Origin of the sequence: Streptomyces roseoverticillatus (genome assembly GCF_000719265.1) — a bacterium.
Lineage (GTDB): Bacteria > Actinomycetota > Actinomycetes > Streptomycetales > Streptomycetaceae > Streptomyces > Streptomyces roseoverticillatus.
In genome coordinates this window covers 159,468-179,959 of the sequence record NZ_JOFL01000006.1, presented here as the reverse complement: position 1 = coordinate 179,959, position 20,492 = coordinate 159,468, and the positions used below count along the sequence as shown (strand labels likewise).

General features: G+C 72.7%; 17 protein-coding genes. 6 read left to right on the top strand and 11 right to left on the bottom strand.

Translation table 11 applies throughout. The annotated features are described in order from the left end of the window. Window positions 1-62 precede the first annotated feature (62 nt). Window positions 63-1,466, bottom strand: coding sequence for a Dyp-type peroxidase (locus IF61_RS0108265; protein WP_030365613.1), 1,404 nt, complete (start codon window positions 1,464-1,466; stop codon window positions 63-65). 602 nt (window positions 1,467-2,068) lie between these two features. Here IF61_RS0108265 and IF61_RS0108260 point away from each other — a divergent pair. Further along, window positions 2,069-3,151 (top strand): ferritin-like domain-containing protein, encoded by a 1,083-nt coding sequence (locus tag IF61_RS0108260; RefSeq protein ID WP_030365612.1) that lies wholly within the window; start codon window positions 2,069-2,071, stop codon window positions 3,149-3,151. A gap of 189 nt (window positions 3,152-3,340) precedes the next feature. Here IF61_RS0108260 and IF61_RS0108255 read toward each other — a convergent pair whose 3' ends face one another. Together IF61_RS0108255 and IF61_RS0108250 are read right to left on the bottom strand one after the other, a co-directional pair. Further along, window positions 3,341-3,850, bottom strand: a complete 510-nt coding sequence (locus IF61_RS0108255; RefSeq protein WP_030365611.1) for an O-acetyl-ADP-ribose deacetylase — start codon at window positions 3,848-3,850, stop codon at window positions 3,341-3,343. 35 nt (window positions 3,851-3,885) lie between these two features. Then, window positions 3,886-4,230, bottom strand: coding sequence for a hypothetical protein (locus tag IF61_RS0108250; RefSeq protein WP_030365610.1), 345 nt, complete (start codon window positions 4,228-4,230; stop codon window positions 3,886-3,888). 271 nt (window positions 4,231-4,501) lie between these two features. Between IF61_RS0108250 and IF61_RS0108245 the strand changes: the two genes are divergently transcribed. Next, window positions 4,502-5,359, top strand: coding sequence for an SCO6745 family protein (locus tag IF61_RS0108245; protein ID WP_030365609.1), 858 nt, complete (start codon window positions 4,502-4,504; stop codon window positions 5,357-5,359). Between the two features lie 26 nt (window positions 5,360-5,385). Here the strand turns inward: IF61_RS0108245 and IF61_RS0108240 are convergent, their stop codons facing one another. Next, a complete protein-coding gene (locus IF61_RS0108240) occupies window positions 5,386-6,240 on the bottom strand; it encodes a helix-turn-helix transcriptional regulator (protein ID WP_052392507.1) in 855 nt (284 codons plus the stop codon). Between the two features lie 129 nt (window positions 6,241-6,369). On the opposite strand from IF61_RS0108240, the gene IF61_RS0108230 reads away from it, so the two are divergent. Continuing rightward, complete coding sequence (locus IF61_RS0108230; RefSeq protein ID WP_030365607.1) at window positions 6,370-7,425, top strand: NAD(P)-dependent alcohol dehydrogenase; 1,056 nt, start codon at window positions 6,370-6,372, stop codon at window positions 7,423-7,425. 239 nt (window positions 7,426-7,664) lie between these two features. Continuing rightward, entirely contained in the window at window positions 7,665-8,456 is a 792-nt protein-coding gene (locus tag IF61_RS0108225) for a VOC family protein (RefSeq protein WP_030365606.1), read from the top strand. 109 nt (window positions 8,457-8,565) lie between these two features. On the opposite strand, the gene IF61_RS0108220 is transcribed toward IF61_RS0108225, so the two are convergent. Further along, on the bottom strand, window positions 8,566-9,207 hold the full coding sequence (locus tag IF61_RS0108220) for a 50S ribosomal protein L25/general stress protein Ctc (protein WP_030365605.1): 642 nt from the start codon (window positions 9,205-9,207) through the stop codon (window positions 8,566-8,568). A gap of 241 nt (window positions 9,208-9,448) precedes the next feature. On the opposite strand from IF61_RS0108220, the gene IF61_RS36495 reads away from it, so the two are divergent. Continuing rightward, window positions 9,449-11,590, top strand: a complete 2,142-nt coding sequence (locus tag IF61_RS36495) for a type 1 glutamine amidotransferase family protein (RefSeq protein WP_030365604.1) — start codon at window positions 9,449-9,451, stop codon at window positions 11,588-11,590. A 112-nt stretch (window positions 11,591-11,702) separates the two neighbouring features. Here the strand turns inward: IF61_RS36495 and IF61_RS0108210 are convergent, their stop codons facing one another. Then, window positions 11,703-12,737: a PD40 domain-containing protein gene (locus IF61_RS0108210; RefSeq protein ID WP_030365603.1), complete on the bottom strand. Its 1,035-nt coding sequence runs from the start codon at window positions 12,735-12,737 to the stop codon at window positions 11,703-11,705. A 328-nt stretch (window positions 12,738-13,065) separates the two neighbouring features. Between IF61_RS0108210 and IF61_RS0108205 the strand changes: the two genes are divergently transcribed. Beyond that, complete coding sequence (locus IF61_RS0108205; protein ID WP_030365602.1) at window positions 13,066-14,820, top strand: ABC transporter ATP-binding protein; 1,755 nt, start codon at window positions 13,066-13,068, stop codon at window positions 14,818-14,820. Here the strand turns inward: IF61_RS0108205 and IF61_RS0108200 are convergent. From IF61_RS0108200 to IF61_RS0108180, 5 genes are read right to left on the bottom strand one after another with little or no spacing between them, the layout of a single operon-like run. Then, the gene (locus tag IF61_RS0108200; RefSeq protein WP_030365601.1) at window positions 14,795-16,147 is read right to left on the bottom strand and encodes a hypothetical protein; all 1,353 of its coding nucleotides are present in this window, start codon (window positions 16,145-16,147) and stop codon (window positions 14,795-14,797) included. The two genes, IF61_RS0108205 and IF61_RS0108200, sit on opposite strands and share 26 nt — an antisense overlap. Beyond that, window positions 16,144-17,304, bottom strand: a complete 1,161-nt coding sequence (locus IF61_RS0108195) for a hypothetical protein (protein ID WP_030365600.1) — start codon at window positions 17,302-17,304, stop codon at window positions 16,144-16,146. The genes IF61_RS0108200 and IF61_RS0108195 overlap by 4 nt, the downstream gene beginning before the upstream one ends. Further along, on the bottom strand, window positions 17,301-18,095 hold the full coding sequence (locus tag IF61_RS32100) for a class I SAM-dependent methyltransferase (RefSeq protein ID WP_052392506.1): 795 nt from the start codon (window positions 18,093-18,095) through the stop codon (window positions 17,301-17,303). Before IF61_RS32100 ends, IF61_RS0108195 begins: the two co-directional genes overlap by 4 nt. Next, a complete protein-coding gene (locus tag IF61_RS0108185; protein WP_030365598.1) occupies window positions 18,092-18,988 on the bottom strand; it encodes an LLM class flavin-dependent oxidoreductase in 897 nt (298 codons plus the stop codon). Before IF61_RS0108185 ends, IF61_RS32100 begins: the two co-directional genes overlap by 4 nt. Then, window positions 18,988-20,337, bottom strand: coding sequence for a DUF6002 family protein (locus tag IF61_RS0108180; protein WP_052392505.1), 1,350 nt, complete (start codon window positions 20,335-20,337; stop codon window positions 18,988-18,990). Before IF61_RS0108180 ends, IF61_RS0108185 begins: the two co-directional genes overlap by 1 nt. Between the last annotated feature and the right edge of the window lie 155 nt (window positions 20,338-20,492).

The window sequence follows — 20,492 nt, the reverse complement described above, 5'->3', positions numbered from 1 at the left end:
ACATAGCCGGCACGCTCCCGGCCTGAGCGCACCTCCAGCTCATGGTGGCCGGTGCGTGCCGGTCACAGACTGCGCAGGAAGGAGAGCGAGGGCATGAAGAAGTACTCGCCGCCCTTCATGGTCACGGCCTGCGCCATGGCAGGGACTTCCTGGCCCTCCACCTCGCCCCACACCCGCGGCCAGGTCGCCGGGGGACGATCGCCTTGCCCGATGACCTGGTCGAGACCGGGGGCCGACTCACCTTCAGCGCGCTTCGGGAAGCGGGGGCTGTTGGCCCATTGGTGCTGCGTGAACTCGAACTGGTTCTCGATGTCGGAATTGAATGCCATGAACAGCAGGCCGACGCCGGTCTCGGGAAGGTCGCCTTCGGACCGCTCGCCATAGGTCTGCCCGCGCCGCGCCATCAGGTGGACGCGTTCGTCCTCCGGTGACTCGAAGCCGCCGGACCCGCGCGGGTTGGTCTTGCGGATGTGTGCCTGGTACGGACACTTGTCGGCGGCGCCGTCGCTGGCGTAATTGAAGTTGTTCATCACCGGGCTGTGTGCTCCGGGCATGGCCTGCAGCGTGAGCGGAGTGCCGTCCTCGAAGCGGCCGACGAGCATCGCACCGGCTCGCTCGCGGTCGTTGTTCTCAAGCTTCAACACATCGGCGAGGGCTTCCTCCGCCTGCTTGAACGCCAGGACGTTCTGCTCCAGCTTGCGCAGCACGAAGTAGCTGCCGAAGTCCGTCGCGGGGTCGGGTGCGGCCGGATCCGCGACCAGTACGCGTTCCAGTGGCTGGGCCGGGTCCCATACGGAGACTCCGTCGGTCCGGCGGCGCTCTTCCTCCAGGTCCTCGGTGAGGAACAGCGGCTGGCTGCGTCCGTCGACATAGCCGAAGTGCTCGATCCCGTCACCGTTCTCATTGTGCATGCCGCGGCCCGTCTCCCTGCCGAGCACACGGATCGAGCCCGTCAGCAGACCCTCGATCTCCTGGAGCTTGGCTTCCACCGGTCCGGTTTCGGCGCCGCCGACCAGGACGACGGCGTGGATCGCCTCCTGGAAGCCGGCTTCCCACTGCGCGACCTCCGGGTCTCCGAGCTTTTCCCGGGTCGCGTCGTCCCGCATCCCCCTCCTGAAAGCCTCATCGGAGGGGGCCCGGTCCGCCAGTTCCAGCTGGTTGTAGCCTGCGAACGTCAGCCCCACACCGACATAGGGCACGTCCGACACGTCTTCCGGCCCGTTCTCCTTGAAGGCCTTCACTTCCTGAAGTTGCGTCTTGGCCGGCTTCACGAGCGGGGCCAGCCCCGTCAGGAACGCCCGCGCCTCCGCAGTGCCTTCCGCGCCCTGGCCGAACTGCAGCAGCAGGATGTGAAGGTGCTCGCGTATGTGGCCCTTCAGAATATTGGCCTGCAGATTCTGCAGCATCGTGTCGGCATCACCGGTGGCATTCTTCCACGACAGGGGGTTTTTGAGATCGACGGGCATGTCGGACCCTTTCATCGAGCCTGGAACGTGACGTCTTCCGGGCCGGCATGCAGGGTGGCCGGTGCCGGAACAGAGGCCCTTACCGTGGATGGGTCCGTCTGACCTGGATCAGTCGGAGGCAGCAGAAGGTTGCCGTGGGCGGTGCAGGACCTGATGTCCAGCCTGGTGGATTCTTTGGTGATGCGCGACTCGGGCATCGCGTCCTCGGTTACTCCCGACTGCCGACTTGCGTTCACCCGAGCACGAGGTTGCCCGACGGCGTCGCGGGTGAAGGCGGGCTCCAGGAGCACCGTTACTCTTCTACGGTCACCTCCGCGAAGGCCTGCCTTCTTCGAGATGCGCGGCGCCCATGACGCTCGTACGTCCATTCGTGCCGGTTCGCACTCCGACGAGCCGCGGCCGAACAGGTGAAAGCGATAGTGATCAACACGGGAACCCCTACCGGGAGCCGCAGGAATTCCTCTCCGAGCACTGCTCCGGCGTATGACAGCCCACGCCGACCGTACGAATGAACTCTGCCAGCGCAGTCTCGCACCTCCGATGACGCACACGCGCCGTGTTTCACAATGAATCAGGATCCCGCAAGCGAGAAGGAGAGCGTTGTGTCCACGGTTCTCAACTATCGAAGCAATCTGATCGTCGAACTGATGCGGGTGCCCGCCGAGGAACACGACGAGCTGTGGCTCAAGAACGCATTGCAGCAGGCGGTCCTGCTGGAGCTGGCGACGCTTCCCCCTTACTTGTGCGGTCTCTGGTCGATCGAGGATCCGGACCGTGACGGCGACGTCTCCGAAACGATCAAGGAAATCGTCTTCGACGAGATGTCCCACATGGGCCTGGTCTGCAACATGCTCACCACCATCGGCGGCGCCCCCCGGATCGCCGACGCGGCGCTGGTGCCGAAGTATCCCGGACCACTGCCCGGCGGCGTACGGCCTGAGCTGTCCGTTTCGCTCACCGGACTGACCAGGGAGGCGGTCGACATGTACTCCCAGATCGAGCGGCCCGACGACCCTGTCGTCGAGGACGCGGAAGTCCACACATCCATCGGGGCCTTCTACACGCAAATCCTTGAAGCGTTCCGCAGCCAGCCGCAGCTCATCAAGGGAACCAAGCAGGTCACCAGGAACATGTCGTCCCACGGCAAGGGGAACGATGTCGTCGCACTCGCATCACTGGAAGACGTAGAGGCTGCCATCACCATCATCAAGGAACAGGGTGAAGGAACTGCCGCGTCGCCGGACAACCCCTTCCCGGGACCGCCGGGAGAGCTGGCCCACTTCTACTCCTTCCGGGAGATTTTCCACGGCCGAAAACTGGTCCTGGTGTCAAGCGACCCGCAGCGGTTCGACTTCCAGGGCGCCGAGATTCCCATGCCACAGACCTCCCGCATGGGAACAGTCCCCAGCGGCGGCTGGGAGCAGGGAGGGATTCCGGTCGCCAGTGAGGTGCGCGTACTCCTCGACACCTTCAATCAGCATTACAGTTCGATGCTTCGGTTCCTCGAACAGGCCTGGCAGGCGGATCAGTCAAGTTCGCCTACGCCGGCACAATTGCTGACCAAAGCCGTCGGGGAGATGCGCAAACTGGAAGATCCGGCGCGACAGCTGATGCAGATCCCACTGCCGGATGGCAGCGGGATGGCCTTTGGTCCGGAATTCCGGTACGTCGAGGCCGGGGAGTGACGGACTCCCCCAGTGGGGTTGCGGGGGGCGGCGTCGGCTCGTAACCGTCCTCGGGGGCCGTCAGTCCGGTGGGCGAAGGGCTGCTGATTCTGCTTCTCGCACACGCGCCGGCTATCCGATATGCGCACCACGCCCAAATGCAGGGCTGAGGGCCCGGGCATCAGCAAACGCTCCGGACGGACAGATGCATCAGCTCGCCTGCGACGCGAAGGCTTCGTACGCCCTTTCGTCGAAGAGGACGAAGCGGACCTCCTCCACCGACGTTTCCGTCTCTCGCACCGTCTCGACCGCGATGCGGGCCGCGTCCTCGACCGGCCAGCGGTAAACACCCGTCGAGACCGCCGGGAACGCGACCGTCTTCGCGCCCAGTTCGTCCGCGACCTTCAGCGACTCGCGGTGGCAGGACGCCAGCAGGTCCGAGCGGTCTTCTTCCGCGCTCCACACCGGGCCCACCGTGTGGATCACCCAGCGGGCCGGGAGGTTGCCCGCGGTCGTGGCGACGGCCCTGCCCGTGGGGAGGCCCTTGCCGTAGTGGGAGGCGCGGAGGTCGCGGCAGGCCGAGAGGATCGCGGGGCCGCCCTTGCGGTGGATGGCGCCGTCGACGCCGCCGCCCCCGAGAAGTGAGGAGTTCGCGGCGTTGACGACGGCGTCGACGTGCTGCTCGGTGATGTCGCCCCGGACGAGAGTGATCACGGTCATGAGGTCATCCTCTCGTCCCCGGCGGCCGGGCGGTATCAGATCGGGAGCGGGTAGCGCACGCTGCGGACCGCCGGGTTGGTCAGGGAGCGGCCGGGGCCGAGGCCGCGGGCGCCCTTCGTGCAGTGGCGGTCGGTGTAGTAGAAGACGGTCCGGTTGGTGTTGTTGCTGAGCTTGAGGATCTTCGCGCGGTTCTCGGTGAGGAGGCTGAAGCATTTGCCGTCCTGCGGGTCCTTCTCGCTCCTGCTCACTTCCTCGGGGAAGCAGGCCACTCCGGTGATGCCGGTGCCCGCTTTGCAGCGCGAGTAGTCCACGCTCAGGGTGCCGTTCGCGGCGTGCGCCCCGGGTGCGGAGGCGAGGGTGGAGAGCAGGAGTGCGGACACAACGGTTCCAAGGGCGCGGCGGATACGCACGGGATTCCTTTCGTGGTGGCAGAGCGTTGCAGTGCGGTGCGATGCAGTGCGACGCCTCCAGCTATCCACGGGCGCTGATCCATCCGGCGGAATCACCCTTCGGTGGGCGCGGCATTGCCACGCCCACACGATTGCGGAACGAGTGAGCGAATGGGTGGGCGGCTCGCTCGCAGCTCCGCCGTCGTAGGATGCGTCAACGTCCGGCATTTGTGCAGGAGTTCGAAGTGATCTGGAGGTAAGCGTGCCGCAGTCCTCTCCCGCCCGGCGGCTCTGGACCGCCGTCGAACCCCTGCACGCCCTCGTCTACTTCGCTCCCGAACCCGCCGCCGCGTCCCGCGCGCTCGGTCTGCCGAGCTGGTGGATGGGGTACTTCGCCGGCCGGGCGGCCCCGCTCGGAGCGGTCGGGCCGGCGCCCGTGGCGGCGATGTTCCACGTGTTCGCTCCGGCGATGGTGGCCCGTTCGCTCCCCGACGCCTGGGCGTACGCCTCGCCCGAAGCCGTGCTGGAGGCCCGTACCGAAGCCGTACGGGCCGCGCTGGACCGTACGCTTCCGGCGGGGTCCGGCCGCTCCCTCGCCCGCCTCGCCGAGCTCCTGGAGCATGCCGCGGCGGGCTGCGGCTTCGAGGGGAGGCCGCTGGCCGCGGCCTGGTCGCGGGTGCCCCGGCCCGCCGGCCCCGCCGCGCGCGTCTGGCTGGCGGCCACCGTCCTGCGCGAGCACCGCGGTGACGGCCACGTCCTCGCCGCCGTCCACGCGGGCCTCGGCGGTCTGGACACCACGTTCACGCACGTGGCCACCGGTAACGTGCCACTGGCGTCCGTCCAGGACAACCGCGGCTGGACAGAGGCCGAGTGGGGGGACAGCCGCCGCAGGCTCACCGAGCGCGGCGTGCTCGACGGCGAAGGACGGCTGACCGGGGCGGGTGACACGCTGCGCCGGCGGCTGGAGGAGGACACCGACCGGCTGGCCTCGTCACCCCTCGTCGCCCTGGGCACGGAGGGCACCGAGGAGGCGATCCGCCTCGCCGTCCCGCTGAGCCGTCACCTCGTCGACAGCGGCGCGCTGCCCGTGCCCAACCCCATGGGCGCGCCTCGCCCCTGACGGTCCCCGGGAAGTCAGCGCTCCCCCTACATGTCCGAGCTCTCCATCGCCCAACTGGCCAGGATCCGCAGGGACTCGGCGGAGGGCGAGCCCGGCTCGGCGTGGTACGTGATCAGGTTCTGGTTCTGGTCGGCCGGGAGCACGAGCGTCTCGTAGGACAGGGTCAGCGGACCCACCACCGGGTGGTGCAGCTTCTTGACGCCGAAGCCCTTGTCCTCCACGTTGTGGGCGGCCCACAGCGAGCGGAACTCCGGGCTCTTGACGGACAGCTCGCCCACGAGCGCGGCGAGGTGCGGGTCCTCGGGGCAGCGGCCGGCGTCGAGCCGCAGGAAAGCGACGACGTCGGCGGCCTTCTTCTCCCACTCGGTGTACAGCTCGCGCGTGGCGGGTTCGAGGAAGATCTGCCAGGCCAGGTTGCGCTGCCCGGCGGGCATCGCGTCGAAGTCGCCGAGGAGGGCGCAGGCCAGCCGGTTCCAGGCGATGATGTCCAGCCGGCGCCCGACCACGTAGGCCGGGGTGTTCTCCATGCTGTCCATGAGGTGCTGCACCGAGGGGCGCACGCGCTGCGGGCGGGCCGGCCGGCACGGCCGCGCCTTCTTCACGCTCGGGCGGACGAGGTGGGTGAGGTGGTCCCGCTCGGCGCTGGTGAGCCGCAGAGCGTCGGCGATCGCCTCCAGCACCGCCGTGGAGACGTTCTGGCCGTGCCCCTGCTCCAGGCGCGTGTAGTAGGCGACGCTCACACCGGCGAGCTGGGCCAGCTCCTCGCGTCGCAGGCCGGGCACCCGGCGCCGCCCGCCGTAGGGCGTGAGGCCCACCTCGGCGGGCTGCAGCCGGGCCCGCCTGCTGCGGAGGAACTCACTCAGTTCGGTGCGCTGGTCCATGCCCACCAGTATGCGCGGGGCGCCGGGGCCGGTCGCGGGGCCAGGGTGACACTGCCAGTAGTAGGAACCGCGTGCGTACGTTCGACCGGGTTCTGGCTGGGCCTCCGGCGCGGGCGCACGATGGCGGGCATGACCCACACCACTGTTCCCGCATACGCCGCCCCGTCGGCCAAGGCTCCTCTGGAGCGGATCACCGTCCAGCGCCGGGAGCCGGGTGAGCACGACGTCCTCATCGAGATCAAGTACGCCGGCATCTGCCACTCCGACATCCACACGGTCCGCGGTGAGTGGGGCGACGACGGCCACTTCCCGCTCGCCCCGGGCCACGAGATCGCCGGCGTCGTGACCGCCGTCGGCTCCGGCGTCACCCGCTACCGGGCCGGCGACCGCGTCGGCGTCGGCTGCTTCGTGGACTCCTGCCGCGAGTGCGCCAACTGCAAGGCCGGCCTGCAGCAGTACTGCACCGGCGAGCTCGGCATGGTCGGCACCTACGGGGCCACGGGCCGTGACGGGGAGATCACTCAGGGCGGCTACTCCACGCACGTCGTCGTGGACGAGAACTACGTCCTGCGCATCCCCGACGCCATTCCGCTGGACACGGCGGCCCCGCTGCTGTGCGCCGGCGTCACCCTCTACTCCCCGCTCGCGCACTGGCAGGCGGGGCCGGGCAAGAAGGTCGCGATCGTCGGCCTCGGCGGCCTCGGCCACATGGGCGTGAAGATCGCGCACGCGATGGGCGCGGAGGTCACCGTCCTCAGCCAGTCCCTGCGCAAGCAGGAGGACGGCCTGCGGCTGGGCGCCGACCACTTCCACGCCACCTCCGACCCGGCGACCTTCGAGCGGCTGGCGGGCAGCTTCGACCTGATCGTCAACACCGTCTCGGCCGACATCGACCTCAACGCGTACCTGGGCCTGCTGAAGACCGACGGAACGCTCGTGCAGGTCGGCGCCCCGGAGAACCCGCAGCCGGTCGCCGCTTTCGCCCTCATCACCCAGCGCCGGTCGGTGGCGGGCTCGATGATCGGCGGCATCCCGGAGACCCAGGAGATGCTCGACTTCTGCGGCGAGCACGGCATCGGCGCCGACATCGAGCTGATCCGCGCCGAGCAGATCAACGAGGCCTACGAGCGGGTGCTGGCCAGCGACGTCCGCTACCGCTTCGTCATCGACGCCGCGACGATCTGATCTCAGCGATCTGAACCGTCACCCGGTGCGGGGCGGCCGGAGGCCCGTCCTCCGGCCGCCCCGCACCGCGCCGGTAACGACTCCGCGCGCCGGTGGCCCCTCGGTCACCGCGTCGCGCGGTGCTCCGGGAGCGGTGGAAGACTGAGACGCGTCGGGGGACGCCGAGCGCCGCGCCCGCGGTGACGGGGCCTCGCGCGTATCCGTTGCCCCCGCGCGCATCCGCCGGAGGAGCACCCACCATGCTCAGCACAGATTTCGTGACCGGATCACCCAACTGGCTCGACCTCGGCAGCCCGGACACCGCGGCGTCCGCCGAGTTCTACGGAGCGGTCTTCGGCTGGGAACTGCAGTCCGCCGGGCCCGACGCCGGCGGCTACGGCTTCTTCCTGCAGGACGGCAAGAGCGTCGCGGCGCTCGGGCCGCTGACGGAGGAGGGCGCGAGCCCCGCGTGGACGGTGTACTTCCAGACGCCCGACGCCGACGCCACGGTCAAGGCGGCCGAGCAGGCCGGGGGCGCCGTGCGGGTCGCGCCGGCCGACGTCATGGACGCCGGCCGCCTCGCCTGTCTCACCGACCCGGGCGGCGCGGAGTTCGCCCTCTGGCAGCCCGGCGCCGTCAAGGGCCTGGAGAAGGTCTGCGAGCCCGGCACCCTGCTGTGGGTCGAGCTGCACACCGCGGACCCGGCGGCGGCCGGGGCCTTCTACCACGCCCTGTTCGGGTGGGGCACGGAGGAGAAGGAGTTCTCCGTCGGCACCTACACCCTGATCTCCCTGGCGGGCGCGAGCGGCGACGACGCCGCGTTCGGCGGCATCGCGCCCGCGCCCGGCGGGGGCGAGGCGGCCGGGCCGTCCCGCTGGCTCCCGTACTTCCTGGTCACGGACACCGACGCGACGGTCACCAAGGTGCAGGAGGCCGGCGGCTCGGTGGTCGCACCGGCCGACGACGTGCCCGACGTGGGCCGGATCGCCTGGCTGGCCGACCAGTTCGGCGCGGTCTTCGGCGTCCTCAAGCCGCTGCCGCGCGCGGCCTGAACCGCCACCCCGGCCCGAACCGCCGCCCCGGGGCGCAGCACGCGCCCCGGGCCCGGCCCCGTATCCGGAAAACCGCCGCCCCCCGTACGCCGCGGCCGCCCCGCCCCTCTCAGCCGCCCCCCTCGCCCTCCGGAGCGGCAGCCTCCTCCGCCGGTGCGCCCTCGGCCGCCTCCGCCTCCTCCTCTTCGGCTTCCTCCTCCTCGACCGGCTCCGTCTGTGCCGCGACGATCTGCAGGACGGCGTCCTCGCCGTCGACCGCGAGGCTGGTGCCGCGCGGCAGCGGGATGTCCTTGGCGTGGATGGTGTGACCGGCCTCCATGCCCTCGATGGAGATCGTGACGCCCTCCGGGATGTGCGTGGCCTCGGCCTCGACCGGGAGGGCGTTGAGGATGTACTCCAGCAGGTTGCCGCCGGGGGCGAGCTCGCCCTCGGTGTGGATCGGGATGTCGACCGTGACCTTCTCGCCCTTCTTGACGATCAGCAGGTCCACGTGGACCAGGAAGCCACGGAGGGCCTCGCGCTGGACGGCCTTGGGGATGACGAGCTCCTTCTTGCCGCCGACGTCCAGGTTGATCAGCACGTTCGGAGTCCGCAGGGCCATCAGCAGGGCGTGCCCGTCCACCGACACGTGCCGCGGGTCGGCGCCGTGGCCGTAGATGACGCAGGGGACCTTGTCCTCCCTGCGGATGCGGCGGGCGGCACCTTTGCCGAAGTCGGTGCGCGTCTCGGCGGTCAGCTTCACTTCGGCCATGCCAGCACTCCTCGCGGTTCGGTCGTCTGGAGATGTGTTAACCGCAGGCCGGAAAGGTGCCTCCGCGGCTACTCCGTACGGGAGCGATATCGGGCCGATTTCCTTCTGATGGCAGATGCCCCGGCGAGGGGTCGTCGCGCCGCCGTATCCGGAATCCGTCCGCCCCCGCGGGGGTGGTCGGGCAGACTTTGCGGGCACCGTGCAGACCCCGTCACACCGTTGTGAAACCGAGGGGACATCCATGAGCGGTATACGAAGATTCAGCCGGAGAGCCCTGTTACGGACCGGCCTGGGGGTGAGCGGCGGCGCGCTCGCCGCACAGCTCCTCCCCCGCCTCCCCGACGCCTCCGGCGCCGAGCCCGCCTGGGCGCCGGCCGCGGCCCGGCAGGGGCTGTTCCCCGAGTGGAGCCGCTACGCCCGGCTGGCCGACGGCACGTTCGACGAGGACGCCGACCCGGTGCGCGACATGAAGCCCGTGATCACGTCGCTGAAGGCGCAGAACGTCAGCGTCATCGAGCTCGACACGGTGCTGTCGAACTGGCTGACGCCCGCCGAGTTCACCGAGCACATGGGCAAGGTCAAGAGCTTCGTGGAGCTGGCGCACGCCGCCGGGATCCGCGTGGTCATGTACTACCCGTCGCTGGAGCTCATCAGCGTCGGCGGCGAGAACAGCCGGTCGTTCTACAAGAACGGCGAGGGCAAGTCCTGGGTGCAGCGCTCCCTCGACGGCAAGCCCAACGTCTTCTACGGCAGCCTGGTCGTCTGGGTCGACCCGGGCGACGAGAGCTGCTGGCTCAGCCCCAACTCCCCCTGGCGCGACTACTACCTCGGCCGCATCAAGGCCCTGGCGGCCACGGGCGTGGACGCCGTCTGGCCGGACGTGCCGATCTACTTCGACGGGGCGATGAGCTGGTGCGACGGCTCCACCTGGGCGGCGGACGCCTTCAGGGCCGACACCGGCCTCGCCCTCCCGGCCAAGGCCGACTTCACGAACCTGGCCTTCCGCCGCTACGTGGAGTGGCGCCACCGCAACCTCAACCAGTGGCAGCTCGACATCGCCGCCGCCGGCCGGTCGGTCAACCCGGACCTGGTCACCTTCGTCGAGACGGTGAGCATGGACTACCAGTACGCGACGCTGGTGGGCCTCGACGGGGCGTACCTGCGCAAGGCGGAGGGCGTGAGCCACGTCTGGGAGGTGGACATCCTCGGCAACTACGACGGGATGCGCCACGCCACGGCGACGGACTGGACGTGCCTGATCTCGATGTACAAGTACGCGCGCGCCGCGAGCGGGGCGAAGCCCGCGTGGGCGTTCTCGTACGGCTGGAAGGCCGACGACGCGTCGCTGGTGATGGCCGAGCTGCTGGCGGCCGGCTGCAATCCGTACGAGGTCAAGAGCCCGTTCAAGAACGAGACGACCGACAAAGCGATGCGCACCCGCATGTACGCCTTCGTCGCGGCCAACCAGCAGAAGCTCTACGACGCGGTGCCGGCGGCCGAGGTCGGCGTCTACCACTCCTCGGCCTCCCGGGACTACGTCAGCCCCTCCGCCGGCACGGGCATGTACGCCAACGCGAAGGCGCCGTCGGGGGTCAAGGACTGGTGGGCCTCGGGCAGCGCGGAGGAGAGCTGCACGACCCAGGCGTGGCTGGGCGAGTTCCGCGGCACGGTCAAGGCGCTGGTGTACGCCCACGTCCCCTTCGCCACCGTCCCGAGCCCGCACCTGGCCGCGGCCGACCTCGCCCCGTACCGCGTTCTGATGCTGCCGAACCTGCAGGCCGTCTCCGACGCGGAGGCCGCGGTCCTGCGGGAGTACGTGGCGGGCGGCGGGACGGTCGTCGTCACGGGCCCCCTGCCGACCGGCCTCGACGAGCTGGGCACGGCCCGCAGCGAGTACGCACTGGCCGACGTGCTCGGGTTCCGCAAGGGCGATCCGCTGCCGGCAACCAAGCAGAATCGTTTCGGCCAGGGGACGTGCTGGTACGTCAAGGACCTGGCCGGCCGCAGCTACCTCGCGAAGACGGACCAGGCGAGCGCCGACCAGCTGCTCGCGCCCGTACGGGCGGCGGCGCCGCCGGCGGTGGAGCTCACGGGCGACCGGCGCATCCACATGGAGGTGAGCCGGCTCGGCGCCGACACGGTCGTCCAGCTGGTCAACTTCACCGGCTTCGGTGACACCCCGGCGGCCTTCAGCACCAAGCCGGCCGCCTGCTCGGTCGCGCTGAAGCTGCCCGCGGGCAAGCAGGTGCTGGCCGCCACGGTGAGCTCGCCGGACGGGGCCTCGCCGGCTCCGGAGCCGGTCGCCTGGCAGACGGCGGGCGGCACCGCCACCCTGTCCCTGACGGTCTCCCAGTACTCGCTGCTGACCGTCACCACCGGCTGACGGTCACCGCAGGCCGGCCGTACCGCAGGCCGGCAGTCACTGCCGGCCGACCGCCGTCACCACAAGCCCACAGCCACCACCAGCCTGCCGACACCACCAGCCTGCCGGCCCCTCAGGGCCCGTCGGTTCCGGGGGCGGGGATCCGCCACAGCGAGGACGGTCGGTCCTCGTCCCCCGGGTGGGACTCGAAGGCGATCCACCGCCCGTCCGGTGACCAGCTCGGCGCGCCGTCGTAGTCGCCGTCGCGCGTGGTCACCCGGGCGGGGCGGCCGCCGCCGGCCGGGATCACGAAGATCTGCGGCACCTCCAGGCCGCCGGCGGTGGAGGAGAAGACCACCGACCCGCCGTCGGGCGACCAGCTCGGGTCGGTGTGCTCCCCGGGGCCGTCGGTGAGCCGCCGCAGGCCGCTGCCGTCGGCGTTCATCACGTACAGCGCCCACGTGCGCGCGCCGCGCTCGCGCCGCTGGAAGACCAGCCGGTCGCCCTTGGGCGACCAGTTGGGCTGGCGGTTGTCCGTGCCGGTGGCGGGGCCGTCCAGGAGGCGGGTGCGCCCGGTGCCGTCCCGCCGGACCTTCCAGAGGGAGCCGAGCGCGCTGCCGCCGTCCCCCGGGTCCGAGTCCTTCTCCCGGATCTCCTGGAAGACGATCCACGACCCGTCGGGCGAGAAGCTGGGCTCCAGGTAGCCGGAGTCGCCGCCGTGCTCGGTGACGCGGGAGGGCCGCCCGCCCCCGGGCGGCATCACCCACACCTCGTCGCGGCCGCCCTCCCGGTCCGAGGCGAAGGTCACCCCGGCCGAGGGGTGCCAGCTGGAGCCGGGCAGGTTGACCGCGGCCTTGTCGGCCTCGTCGAGCAGGGTCTTCGGGCGGCCGGAGGTGCCGCCGCCGGACAGCGGGAGGACGCGCAGCGCGGCGGCGCCCTCGTTGTAGCCGTCCTCGAAGAGCGTGAAGAGCACGGACTTGCCGTCCGGCGAGAAGGCGGGGTTCTGCGCGCTGGCCCGCCCCTTGCCCCGGTAGAGCAGCTCCGCGCCGTCGGACCGGGTGGCCGCGCGCCCGTCGGACGGGGCCGGCGGCTGCGGGGGCCCGGAGCTGCTGCAGGCCGTCAGGGCGAGGGCGGCCAGGAACGCTGCGACGTACAGGCGACTGCGCACCCGGCCGACCCTAGTGGCTCCGGCGCACGCCGGACGGAGGAACGGGACAAGCCGGCGTACGCCCGTGCGGGGCCGCCGTCCGGGCCGCGGGGCGGGGCTCCCCGCGCTCGCCTGCCGCCGGCCCGCTCCTGCGTCCGTACGCGCCCGGGGGCGTCCCGCGCCGTCCGCATGGTGGTCGCGCCCGGTGTTTCCGGAGGTGATTCGCCGGCCCGGCAGCGTGCCGCATTGCGCGCGGCGCCGCCGTGCCGACCATGGGAACGGCTGACACAACGTCAGCCTGCGGGCGGCGCCCGGCCGCCGCGGCGGCGCGGTCCGGCTGGGAGCACTGATGAAGGACCCGTCCACGGAGCGCCGGCAGTTGCTGCGGTTCTTCCGCGGGTTCGGCGCCCCCTACCGCCGGCCCTTCGCCCTCGGGGTCGGGATGCGGCTCTGCGAGACGGCCGCGGACCTGGTGACGCCCTGGCCGGTCGCCGCCGTCATCGACCACGTGCTCGGGGCGGGCGCCTCGCGCGGCAACCCCCTCGGCCTCCTGCTGGACGTCCTCGGCACGGACCGGACCGCCATGCTCACCGCTGCCGCGGCCCTGGTCGTGCTGGTGGCGCTGGTGTCCGCCGCCTTCGACTACGCGGGCGACCGGCTGATGAACGGCGCGGGCGAGCGGATGAGCGCCGCGATCCGCCGCGAGACGTTCGCCCACCTGCAGCGGCTGCCGCTGAGCTATCACGACCGGCAGACCGTGGGCGGGTCCGCGAGCCGGGTGATCACCGACTGCGGGAACGTCAAGGACGCTCTGGTGGCGTTCTGTTCGGTGCTCTTCCCCGGCGTGCTCTCGGTCACCGGCTACGCGGCCGCGCTGCTCCTGCTGGACTGGCGGTTCGGCCTGATCGGCGTCGCGGCCGTCCCGGCGGTCCTGCTCCTCGGCGTCCGCAACCGGCGGCGCGGCCACCGGGCGGCGCGGCGGCGCCGGGAGGCGGAGGGCGAGCTGACGGCCCTGGTCGCCGAGGCGCTGCAGGGCATCCGGACGGTGCACGCCTTCGGCGGGCACGGCGTGCACGACCGGGACTTCGCGACGCGCAGCCACGGCGTGCTGGGCGCGGGCCTGGAGGCCGTGGACGTCCAGGCCCGCCGGGTACCGCTGCTGGAGTCGGTCACGGCCGCCGCGACGGCGGCGCTGCTGTGGACGGGCGGCGTGGGGGTGCTGCGCGGGTGGTGGAGCACCGGCCACCTCGTGGTGGCGATCGGCTATCTGACGGGCATGGTGGCCCCGCTGCGGGCGCTGTCCAAGCTCTCCGGCACCTTCGCCCAGGGGCAGGCGTCGGCCGAGCGCGTCGCCGCGGTCCTCGCCGAGCCGTGCCCGCTGCGGGCACCGGTACGGGCCGGCGCGCGGGCTCTGCCGCCCCGTGCGCGGGGCCGTGTCGACTTCATCGGGGTGTCGATGGACTACGGGGACCGCCGCGCGCTGCACCGCCTCGACCTCGAGATCGCCGCCGGCGAGCGGATCGCGCTCACCGGGCCGAACGGCGCGGGCAAGTCGACGGCGCTCGCGCTGGTCGCGGGCCTGTACCGGCCCACGCGCGGCACGGTGCGCATCGACGGGACGGCGACGGCCGACCTGCCGGAGGAGTGGCTGCGCCGCCAGGTGACGGCCGTGCTGCAGGAGACGTTCCTGTTCGCGGGAACGATCGCCGACAACATCCGCTACGCGCGGCCGGACGCGAGCCCGCACCAGGTGCGGGCGGCCGCGGAGGCGGCGCTGGTCACGACGTTCACCGACGGCTTCCCCGGCGGGCTCGGCACGCGGCTCGGCGACTGCGGCGGCGGGCTGTCGGGCGGGCAGCGCCAGCGGGTGGGGATCGCCCGCGCCCTGCTCGCCGACGCGCCGGTCGTGCTGCTGGACGAGCCGACGTCGGGGCTCGACGCGGAGGCGGAGCGGCTGGTGGTGGCCGCGCTGGGGCGGCTGGTGGCGCACCGGACGGTGGTCATGGTCACCCACCGGCCGGCGCTGCTGGAGACGGCGACGGGGGTGGTGGCGCTGGCCGCGGCCGGACCGGGGCCGGCTACCGGGCGGCCAGCAGGACGTTGATGAGGGCTCCGTGCCCGTACATGCTGACGATGCCGCTCGTGCCGTCGGCGAAGTAGCGGACCAGGCACCCCGCCGGCCTGCCGGCCATGACGTACGGGCCGAGGAGCGGGGCGATGGTGGCGGGGCGAGTGCCGGACTCCGTCCCGTCCGTCACCTCGGCGGCGCAGCGGCCGGCCTCGACGTACTCCTGGGCGATGCTGTCCTCGTCCCGCAGGGCCGCCTCGACGGCGCGCCGCCACACCGCCGGGTCGGTGGACGGGCCGAGGAGCACGCCGTCGCCGCACATGCCGACGGCCTTCTTCAGGACGAACCGCCGCTGCCGGTGCAGCAGCAGCTCGCCGAGGCCGGTGTCCCGGCGGCGCCAGGTCACGCGGCGGTCGCTGACGACCCGGGTCCAGGGGAGGTAGCGGCGCACGAGTGCGCGTTCGGCGGCGGTCATCCAGGGGAGCCCTTCGGAGACCCAGCCGAGGACCTTCTTGTTGGAGACGAGGAAGGCGGTCTGCGGGGCGAGGAAGGTGCAGCCGGCGTCGAGGGCCCTGCGGACGGGGGCGAGGTCGATGCCGTGCCGGCGCCATTCGGTGACCGTGAAGTGGCGCAGTCCAAGGGGGTAGCGGAAGCGGCCGTCGGGGCCGTGGCCGCGGTCGAGCTCCTCGGGCTCGAAGAACTCGGCGGCGAAGCCGTGCCGGCGCAGGTGGTGGACCTCGGCGTCGAAGTAGCGGGTGGTCCGTACGCCGGGCAGGTCGCGGAGGGTGCCGAGCAGGGCGACGCCCGGGGCCCGCCGCAGCTCTTCGCAGGCGGTGGCGAAGACGCGGCGGCGGGCGCCGAACAGCGAGGGCGCGTCGAAGGGCAGCCGGCCGCCGTCCGCGTGCACGTGCCGCCAGGCCCGGGTCAGCATGTGCGTGTGGACGGCTCCTCCGACGGCACCGCCGACGTTGAACTCCAGGAACTGCGGGCCGTGCTCCCCGATCACGGCGTCCGGACGGGCCATGCAGGCGCAGTAGCGCTCTTCGGTCCGGTCGTCGGTGAACAGCGGGTGCAGGGACTCGTCGGCGCCCAGTGCGGCCATCCGGTGCCGGGGCGTGGGCCCGCTCGCGAGCAGGGCCTTGCGGAGCAGGGCGAGGAGCCGGGCGGCCGCGCCGTAGAGCTCGGCGGCGCTGCGCGGGGGCACGAGCAGGGGCCGGGCGGAGACGAGGTCCTGGTGGAATCCGATGTCGTCCATCTCCCGGAGGAGGACGTCGCGGACGCCGGCCGCGCCGAGCCGGGGCGGCCGGGCGAGGGCGTACGAGCCGAACCAGGGGTGGTGCTGCGGCGTGGCGTGCGTCGTCATGGCCTGCCTCCGCGGGGTGGGCCGTCCTCCCGGGGCAGGCCCCGGGTGAAGGTGGCGAGCGGTACGTGGCGGGCGCGGCGGATGCCCGGGCACCTCCAGGCCAGGTCGGTGCGGGGCGGCCGGTCCGCGTCGTGGAAGTAGAGGGCTTCGAGGCCGTCGCCGCCGAGTGCGACGAGGGGGTTGGCCGCGAGGAAGTCCCGTACGGCCGGGGTGTCGCGCAGGACGCGCAGGACGAGCCGCTTGCCGCCGAAGTGGTCGTCCGGCAGCCGGCACTCGGGGTGGAAGCGCTGCTTGAACTGGAAGATGCCCTTGCTCAGGAAGGGCTCGCAGCCGGAGAGGCCGACGGACGCGCAGCCGTTCGCGCACGCCCACTCCAGGGCGAAGTGCGTGAGGGCGCGCACCGCGCCGCCGGTGTAGTACTGGCGGGCCCCGTCGAGGACGCCGAGGAGGCGCATCGTCAGGACGCTGCCGTCGCGGGGGCGGGCGCAGAGCACTCCGGCGACGCGGACCCCGTCCTGGACGAGGAAGAAGAGGATTCCGCGCCGGAAGAGGCACTCGTAGGCGAGGCCGGGCGGGAGGCTGCGGGTGGCGGCGCCGTGCCGGCGGCGCATCGTGGGCAGGTGCATGTGTTCGTAGAAGTGGTCGAAGGCGTGCGGTCCGGTGCCGACGTGCCAGGTCCACTGCGCCGCGGCGCGGCGGGCTGTGAAGGCGCGGCGCTCGCGGTCGGAGATGCGGGCGCGCAGGGCCTCGGGGCCGTCCCCGACCGGGACGGCGAGCTGGATGCGGAAGGGCAGGACGACGCCGGCGGGGCCGGGCGGGCCGGCCTGCCGGGCGGGGACGCCGGACAGCTCGATGTCCGCCGGCTCCCCCGGCGCTCCGGTCCGTGCCGCCGTGGTCTCCACGCCCTGCCGGGCGAGGAACGGCAGGACGTGGCGGGCGCCGTCGCGCAGCCCGGTGTAGCGCAGGCGGACCGGGCTGCGGGGCGGTGAACAGGCGGTGAGCGGGTGCGCGGTGCGCAGGGCGGTGTCCCACCGCAGGCGCAGGGCCGCCAGGCGGGGGTCGGTGTCCCAGGCGTACCTCGCCCGCAGGGCCGCGCGGCGGGGCGCCGCGGCCCTGGCCGGGGCGCGGCGGTCGGCGGGGAGGGCGGGGGCCGTCATCCTGCCGGGTCTCCTTCGTGGGTTCGGTGGCGGTAGACGGACACGCAGCCCGGGCTGCCGGGGCGCATGGGTGTGCCCGCCCAGTCGGCCCGGCGCGCCGTCAGGACCAGGCCCGCGGCCGCCGCCATGAGGTCCAGCTCGGCGGGCCAGACGTAGCGGATGACCGAGCGGTACGAGGTGACGCCGTCGTCCGTGACGGCCACGGTGCGCCGCTTCATGATCTGGGTGACGGGGTCGCAGTCGACGAGCGAGAAGCGGACCTCGTCGTCCGCGGCGTGGAAGTGCCGGACGGAGATCCCGGGTGCGACGTCGGCGGGCATCTGGTGGTCGACGACGAGGCGGCCGCCGGGGGCCAGGTGCCGGGCGGCGACGGCGAGGCTCGCGGTCTGCCGGGCCTGGGCGGGGATGCAGAAGAGACTGTTGAAGACGGAGTAGACGAGGGTGAAGCGGCGGCCGAGGTCGCAGGCGTCCGGGTCGGCCATGTCCGCGAGGACGGTGCGGACGAGGTGCCCGCCGGGTTTGGCGCGCAGGCGCTCCAGCATGACCGGCGAGACGTCGACGCCGTGGACGGGGACCCCGCGCCGCGCGAGCGGGATGGCGATGCGGCCGGTGCCGACGCCCAGTTCGAGGGCCTCGCCGCGGCCCGCGTACCGGGCCAGGGCCGCGACGGCTTCCGCGCCGTGGGCGAACTCCAGGGGGTACCAGTCGTCGTACACGGCGCCGAAGGTGTTCCCGTAGGCGTCCGGTGCGTGGCCGGAGCCGGGTCGCGTGCTCTTCCCGTCGCCGGTCACAGCCGCTCGATCTCCGGGATCGCGCCGGCGACGACGTCCTCGAACGCCTCGGCGTCCCCGCCGAACACCCCCGACGGACGGGGCCGGTGGAGAATGAGGTCGGTGAAGCCGAGGGCGGCACACGCACCGGCGAAATCCAGCAGGCGTCCGGGCGAGTCCGCGAGGCCGGGCACCAGCCGGGTACCGAGCACCATGCGGTCGGTGCCGCCGGGCGCCCTGCCGGTCTCTTCGCATGCCTCCTGGAAGGCGTCGGACCGGCGCTTCAGCAGGGCCAGTGCGCCGGCTTCGGTGTACGTGCCGGGCGCTGCGGCGGCCGCACCGTGCGTCACCCAGGCCTGTCCGTGGCGCGCCGCCAGGCGCATGCCGCGCGGGCCGGTGGCCGCGACGGCGAGCGGGAGGCGCGGGCGCTGTACGCAGCCGGGGATCATCCGGGCGCCGCGGGCGGTGTAGGCGGGGCCGTCGTGGTCGGTGACGTCCTGCCGGAGCAGGCGGTCGACGAGGGCGACGAACTCGGCGAAGCGCCGGTGGTGTGCGGCCGGGGCGAGCGGCGGGCCGCCCAGGGCGTTCTCGTCGTAGCCGCGGGCTCCCGATCCGAGGCCCGCGACGATCCTGCCGCCCGCGATGTGGTCGAGCGTCATCAGCTCCTTGGCCAGCACCACCGGGTGCCGGAAGGCGGGGGTCGCGACGAGGGGCCCCAGCCGGATGCGGGTGGTGACGGCGGCGGCCGCGGCGAGGAGGGGGATCGCGCCGAACCAGGGTGCGTCGCGCAGGGAGCGCCAGGAGAGGTGGTCGTAGGTCCAGGCGTGGTGGAAGCCGAGTTCCTCGGCGCGCCGCCAGTGCCGGCGGGCCTTTGGCCAGGGGTGTTCGGGGAGGATGACGATGCCCGTACGCATCAGGCCGGCTCCTGGCGCGCGGCCGCGCGGAGGGCCGTGCCGACGTCGCCGGCGCTGCCGGCGGGCTGCCGGGCCGCGGGCGGCAGGGGCGTGAAGTCGTCGCACGTGTAGGAGCCGGAGCCGTGCACGACGACCTCGTCGGCCTCCACCAGGCCGCGTTCGACGGCGAGGAGCGTGCCGGTCATCGCCATGACCAGCGACCACTCGCGCAGCCGACGGGGGTCGGCCGGCAGGTGGATCCCCGCGGGCGCCACCAGGGCGCGCACCTGGTCGTACCGGCCGAGGCACTCGTGCCGGGAGACCACCAGGCCGTCGCCTCCGTGGGCCCGGATCAGCCCGCTCATCGCGGGGGCCGTGGCGGGCGATCTCGTGTAGAAGGTGGGGTCGAGGACCTCTGCCGGGTCGTGGGTGACGGCCGGGAAGCGCGGGTCGCCGTCCTGCGCGTACAGGCCGGTGGCGGGGTCGTGCCGGTAGGCGGGGGCGGTGCCGCGGTGCAGGTCGAGGATCATGTCGGGGGTCGCGAGGTGCTGGACGAGCAGGTAGCCGGAGGGCCTGCCGGTGCCCTCCCCGAGGAGGACGGTGCCGAGGTGGTGGCCGAGCAGCCCGAAGGCGCTGGAGACGGCGTGGGCGTGCCATCGCGTGCTGCCCTCCGGCCGGGGCAGGTATGCGTGCTCGAAGCAGGCGCGCACGGTGTCGGCGGCCCGGTAGTTGTCGAGGTCGAGGGTGTGCCAGACGCGGACCCCGGTCAGGCGCTCGATCCCCGCCGCGTGCCGTGCGGCTCCCTCGCTCGCCAGGGCCTTCACGGCCGCACCGGGGCCGGCGTGCACCAGGACCGGGTTGCGGCGGCGCAGCTCCGGGTCGTCGGCGAGCCGGGTCCGCCACACCTTGCCGGCGGAGGCCTCGGGGACCACGCAGGCGATGCGCAGCTCGTCGCGGGCGACGAGGCCGCAGTCGAGGGCGCGCCGGACCGCGTCGCGCAGGGCGGTGGCCTTGTTGGCGGAGGAGGGGGTGAGGAGCATCAGGGGCTCCCCGGTCCTGTGCACGTGGTGTGCGGCGCGCGCGACGATGACGAGGGAGGCCATGGTCTTGGTGGTCCGGGTGCCCGGGTTGCGCATGAGGTCGAGGAGGGAGAGCCGGGTGCCGCGGTGTGCGCCGAGGTCCGTCGCCGCGAGGCCGGATACGGACAGAAAGGTGCGGAGCCGTTCCGTCAGGGGCGGCAGGCGGGGGCCCGGGGAGAAGCCTTCCGGCGGGTCGTGGCGGGCGGCCGCCACGTGGTCGAGCGCTGCTTGGACGCGCTCGTAGTAGGCGGCGATCGCATTGTCCAGCACCACGGTGCCGCGCGCTCCCATCGGCCCCTCCCGTACGGCCGGTTCTGGTGCTCCGGCCCTCCGGATCGTTGTTCCGCATGCGCAGTTCTCCATGGTAGAGGCCGGATGCCGCCCTCCGGCAGGTACGGACGCGTCAGTCGTGAACGGCCGGAAATCTCCTCTCTGCCCCGTAATCG

What these genes read in the sequence shown, in the direction of transcription:
- IF61_RS36495 (WP_030365604.1), top strand. Translation starts at nt 9,449, where the DNA reads ATGAGCGGTATACGAAGATTCAGCCGGAGAGCCCTGTTACGGACCGGC.
- IF61_RS0108265 (WP_030365613.1), bottom strand. Translation starts at nt 1,466, where the DNA reads ATGCCCGTCGATCTCAAAAACCCCCTGTCGTGGAAGAATGCCACCGGT.
- IF61_RS0108240 (WP_052392507.1), bottom strand. Translation starts at nt 6,240, where the DNA reads ATGGACCAGCGCACCGAACTGAGTGAGTTCCTCCGCAGCAGGCGGGCC.
- IF61_RS0108220 (WP_030365605.1), bottom strand. Translation starts at nt 9,207, where the DNA reads ATGGCCGAAGTGAAGCTGACCGCCGAGACGCGCACCGACTTCGGCAAA.
- IF61_RS0108195 (WP_030365600.1), bottom strand. Translation starts at nt 17,304, where the DNA reads ATGACGGCCCCCGCCCTCCCCGCCGACCGCCGCGCCCCGGCCAGGGCC.
- IF61_RS0108225 (WP_030365606.1), top strand. Translation starts at nt 7,665, where the DNA reads ATGCTCAGCACAGATTTCGTGACCGGATCACCCAACTGGCTCGACCTC.
- IF61_RS0108185 (WP_030365598.1), bottom strand. Translation starts at nt 18,988, where the DNA reads ATGCGTACGGGCATCGTCATCCTCCCCGAACACCCCTGGCCAAAGGCC.
- IF61_RS0108180 (WP_052392505.1), bottom strand. Translation starts at nt 20,337, where the DNA reads ATGGGAGCGCGCGGCACCGTGGTGCTGGACAATGCGATCGCCGCCTAC.
- IF61_RS0108200 (WP_030365601.1), bottom strand. Translation starts at nt 16,147, where the DNA reads ATGACGACGCACGCCACGCCGCAGCACCACCCCTGGTTCGGCTCGTAC.
- IF61_RS0108205 (WP_030365602.1), top strand. Translation starts at nt 13,066, where the DNA reads ATGAAGGACCCGTCCACGGAGCGCCGGCAGTTGCTGCGGTTCTTCCGC.
- IF61_RS0108255 (WP_030365611.1), bottom strand. Translation starts at nt 3,850, where the DNA reads ATGACCGTGATCACTCTCGTCCGGGGCGACATCACCGAGCAGCACGTC.
- IF61_RS0108230 (WP_030365607.1), top strand. Translation starts at nt 6,370, where the DNA reads ATGACCCACACCACTGTTCCCGCATACGCCGCCCCGTCGGCCAAGGCT.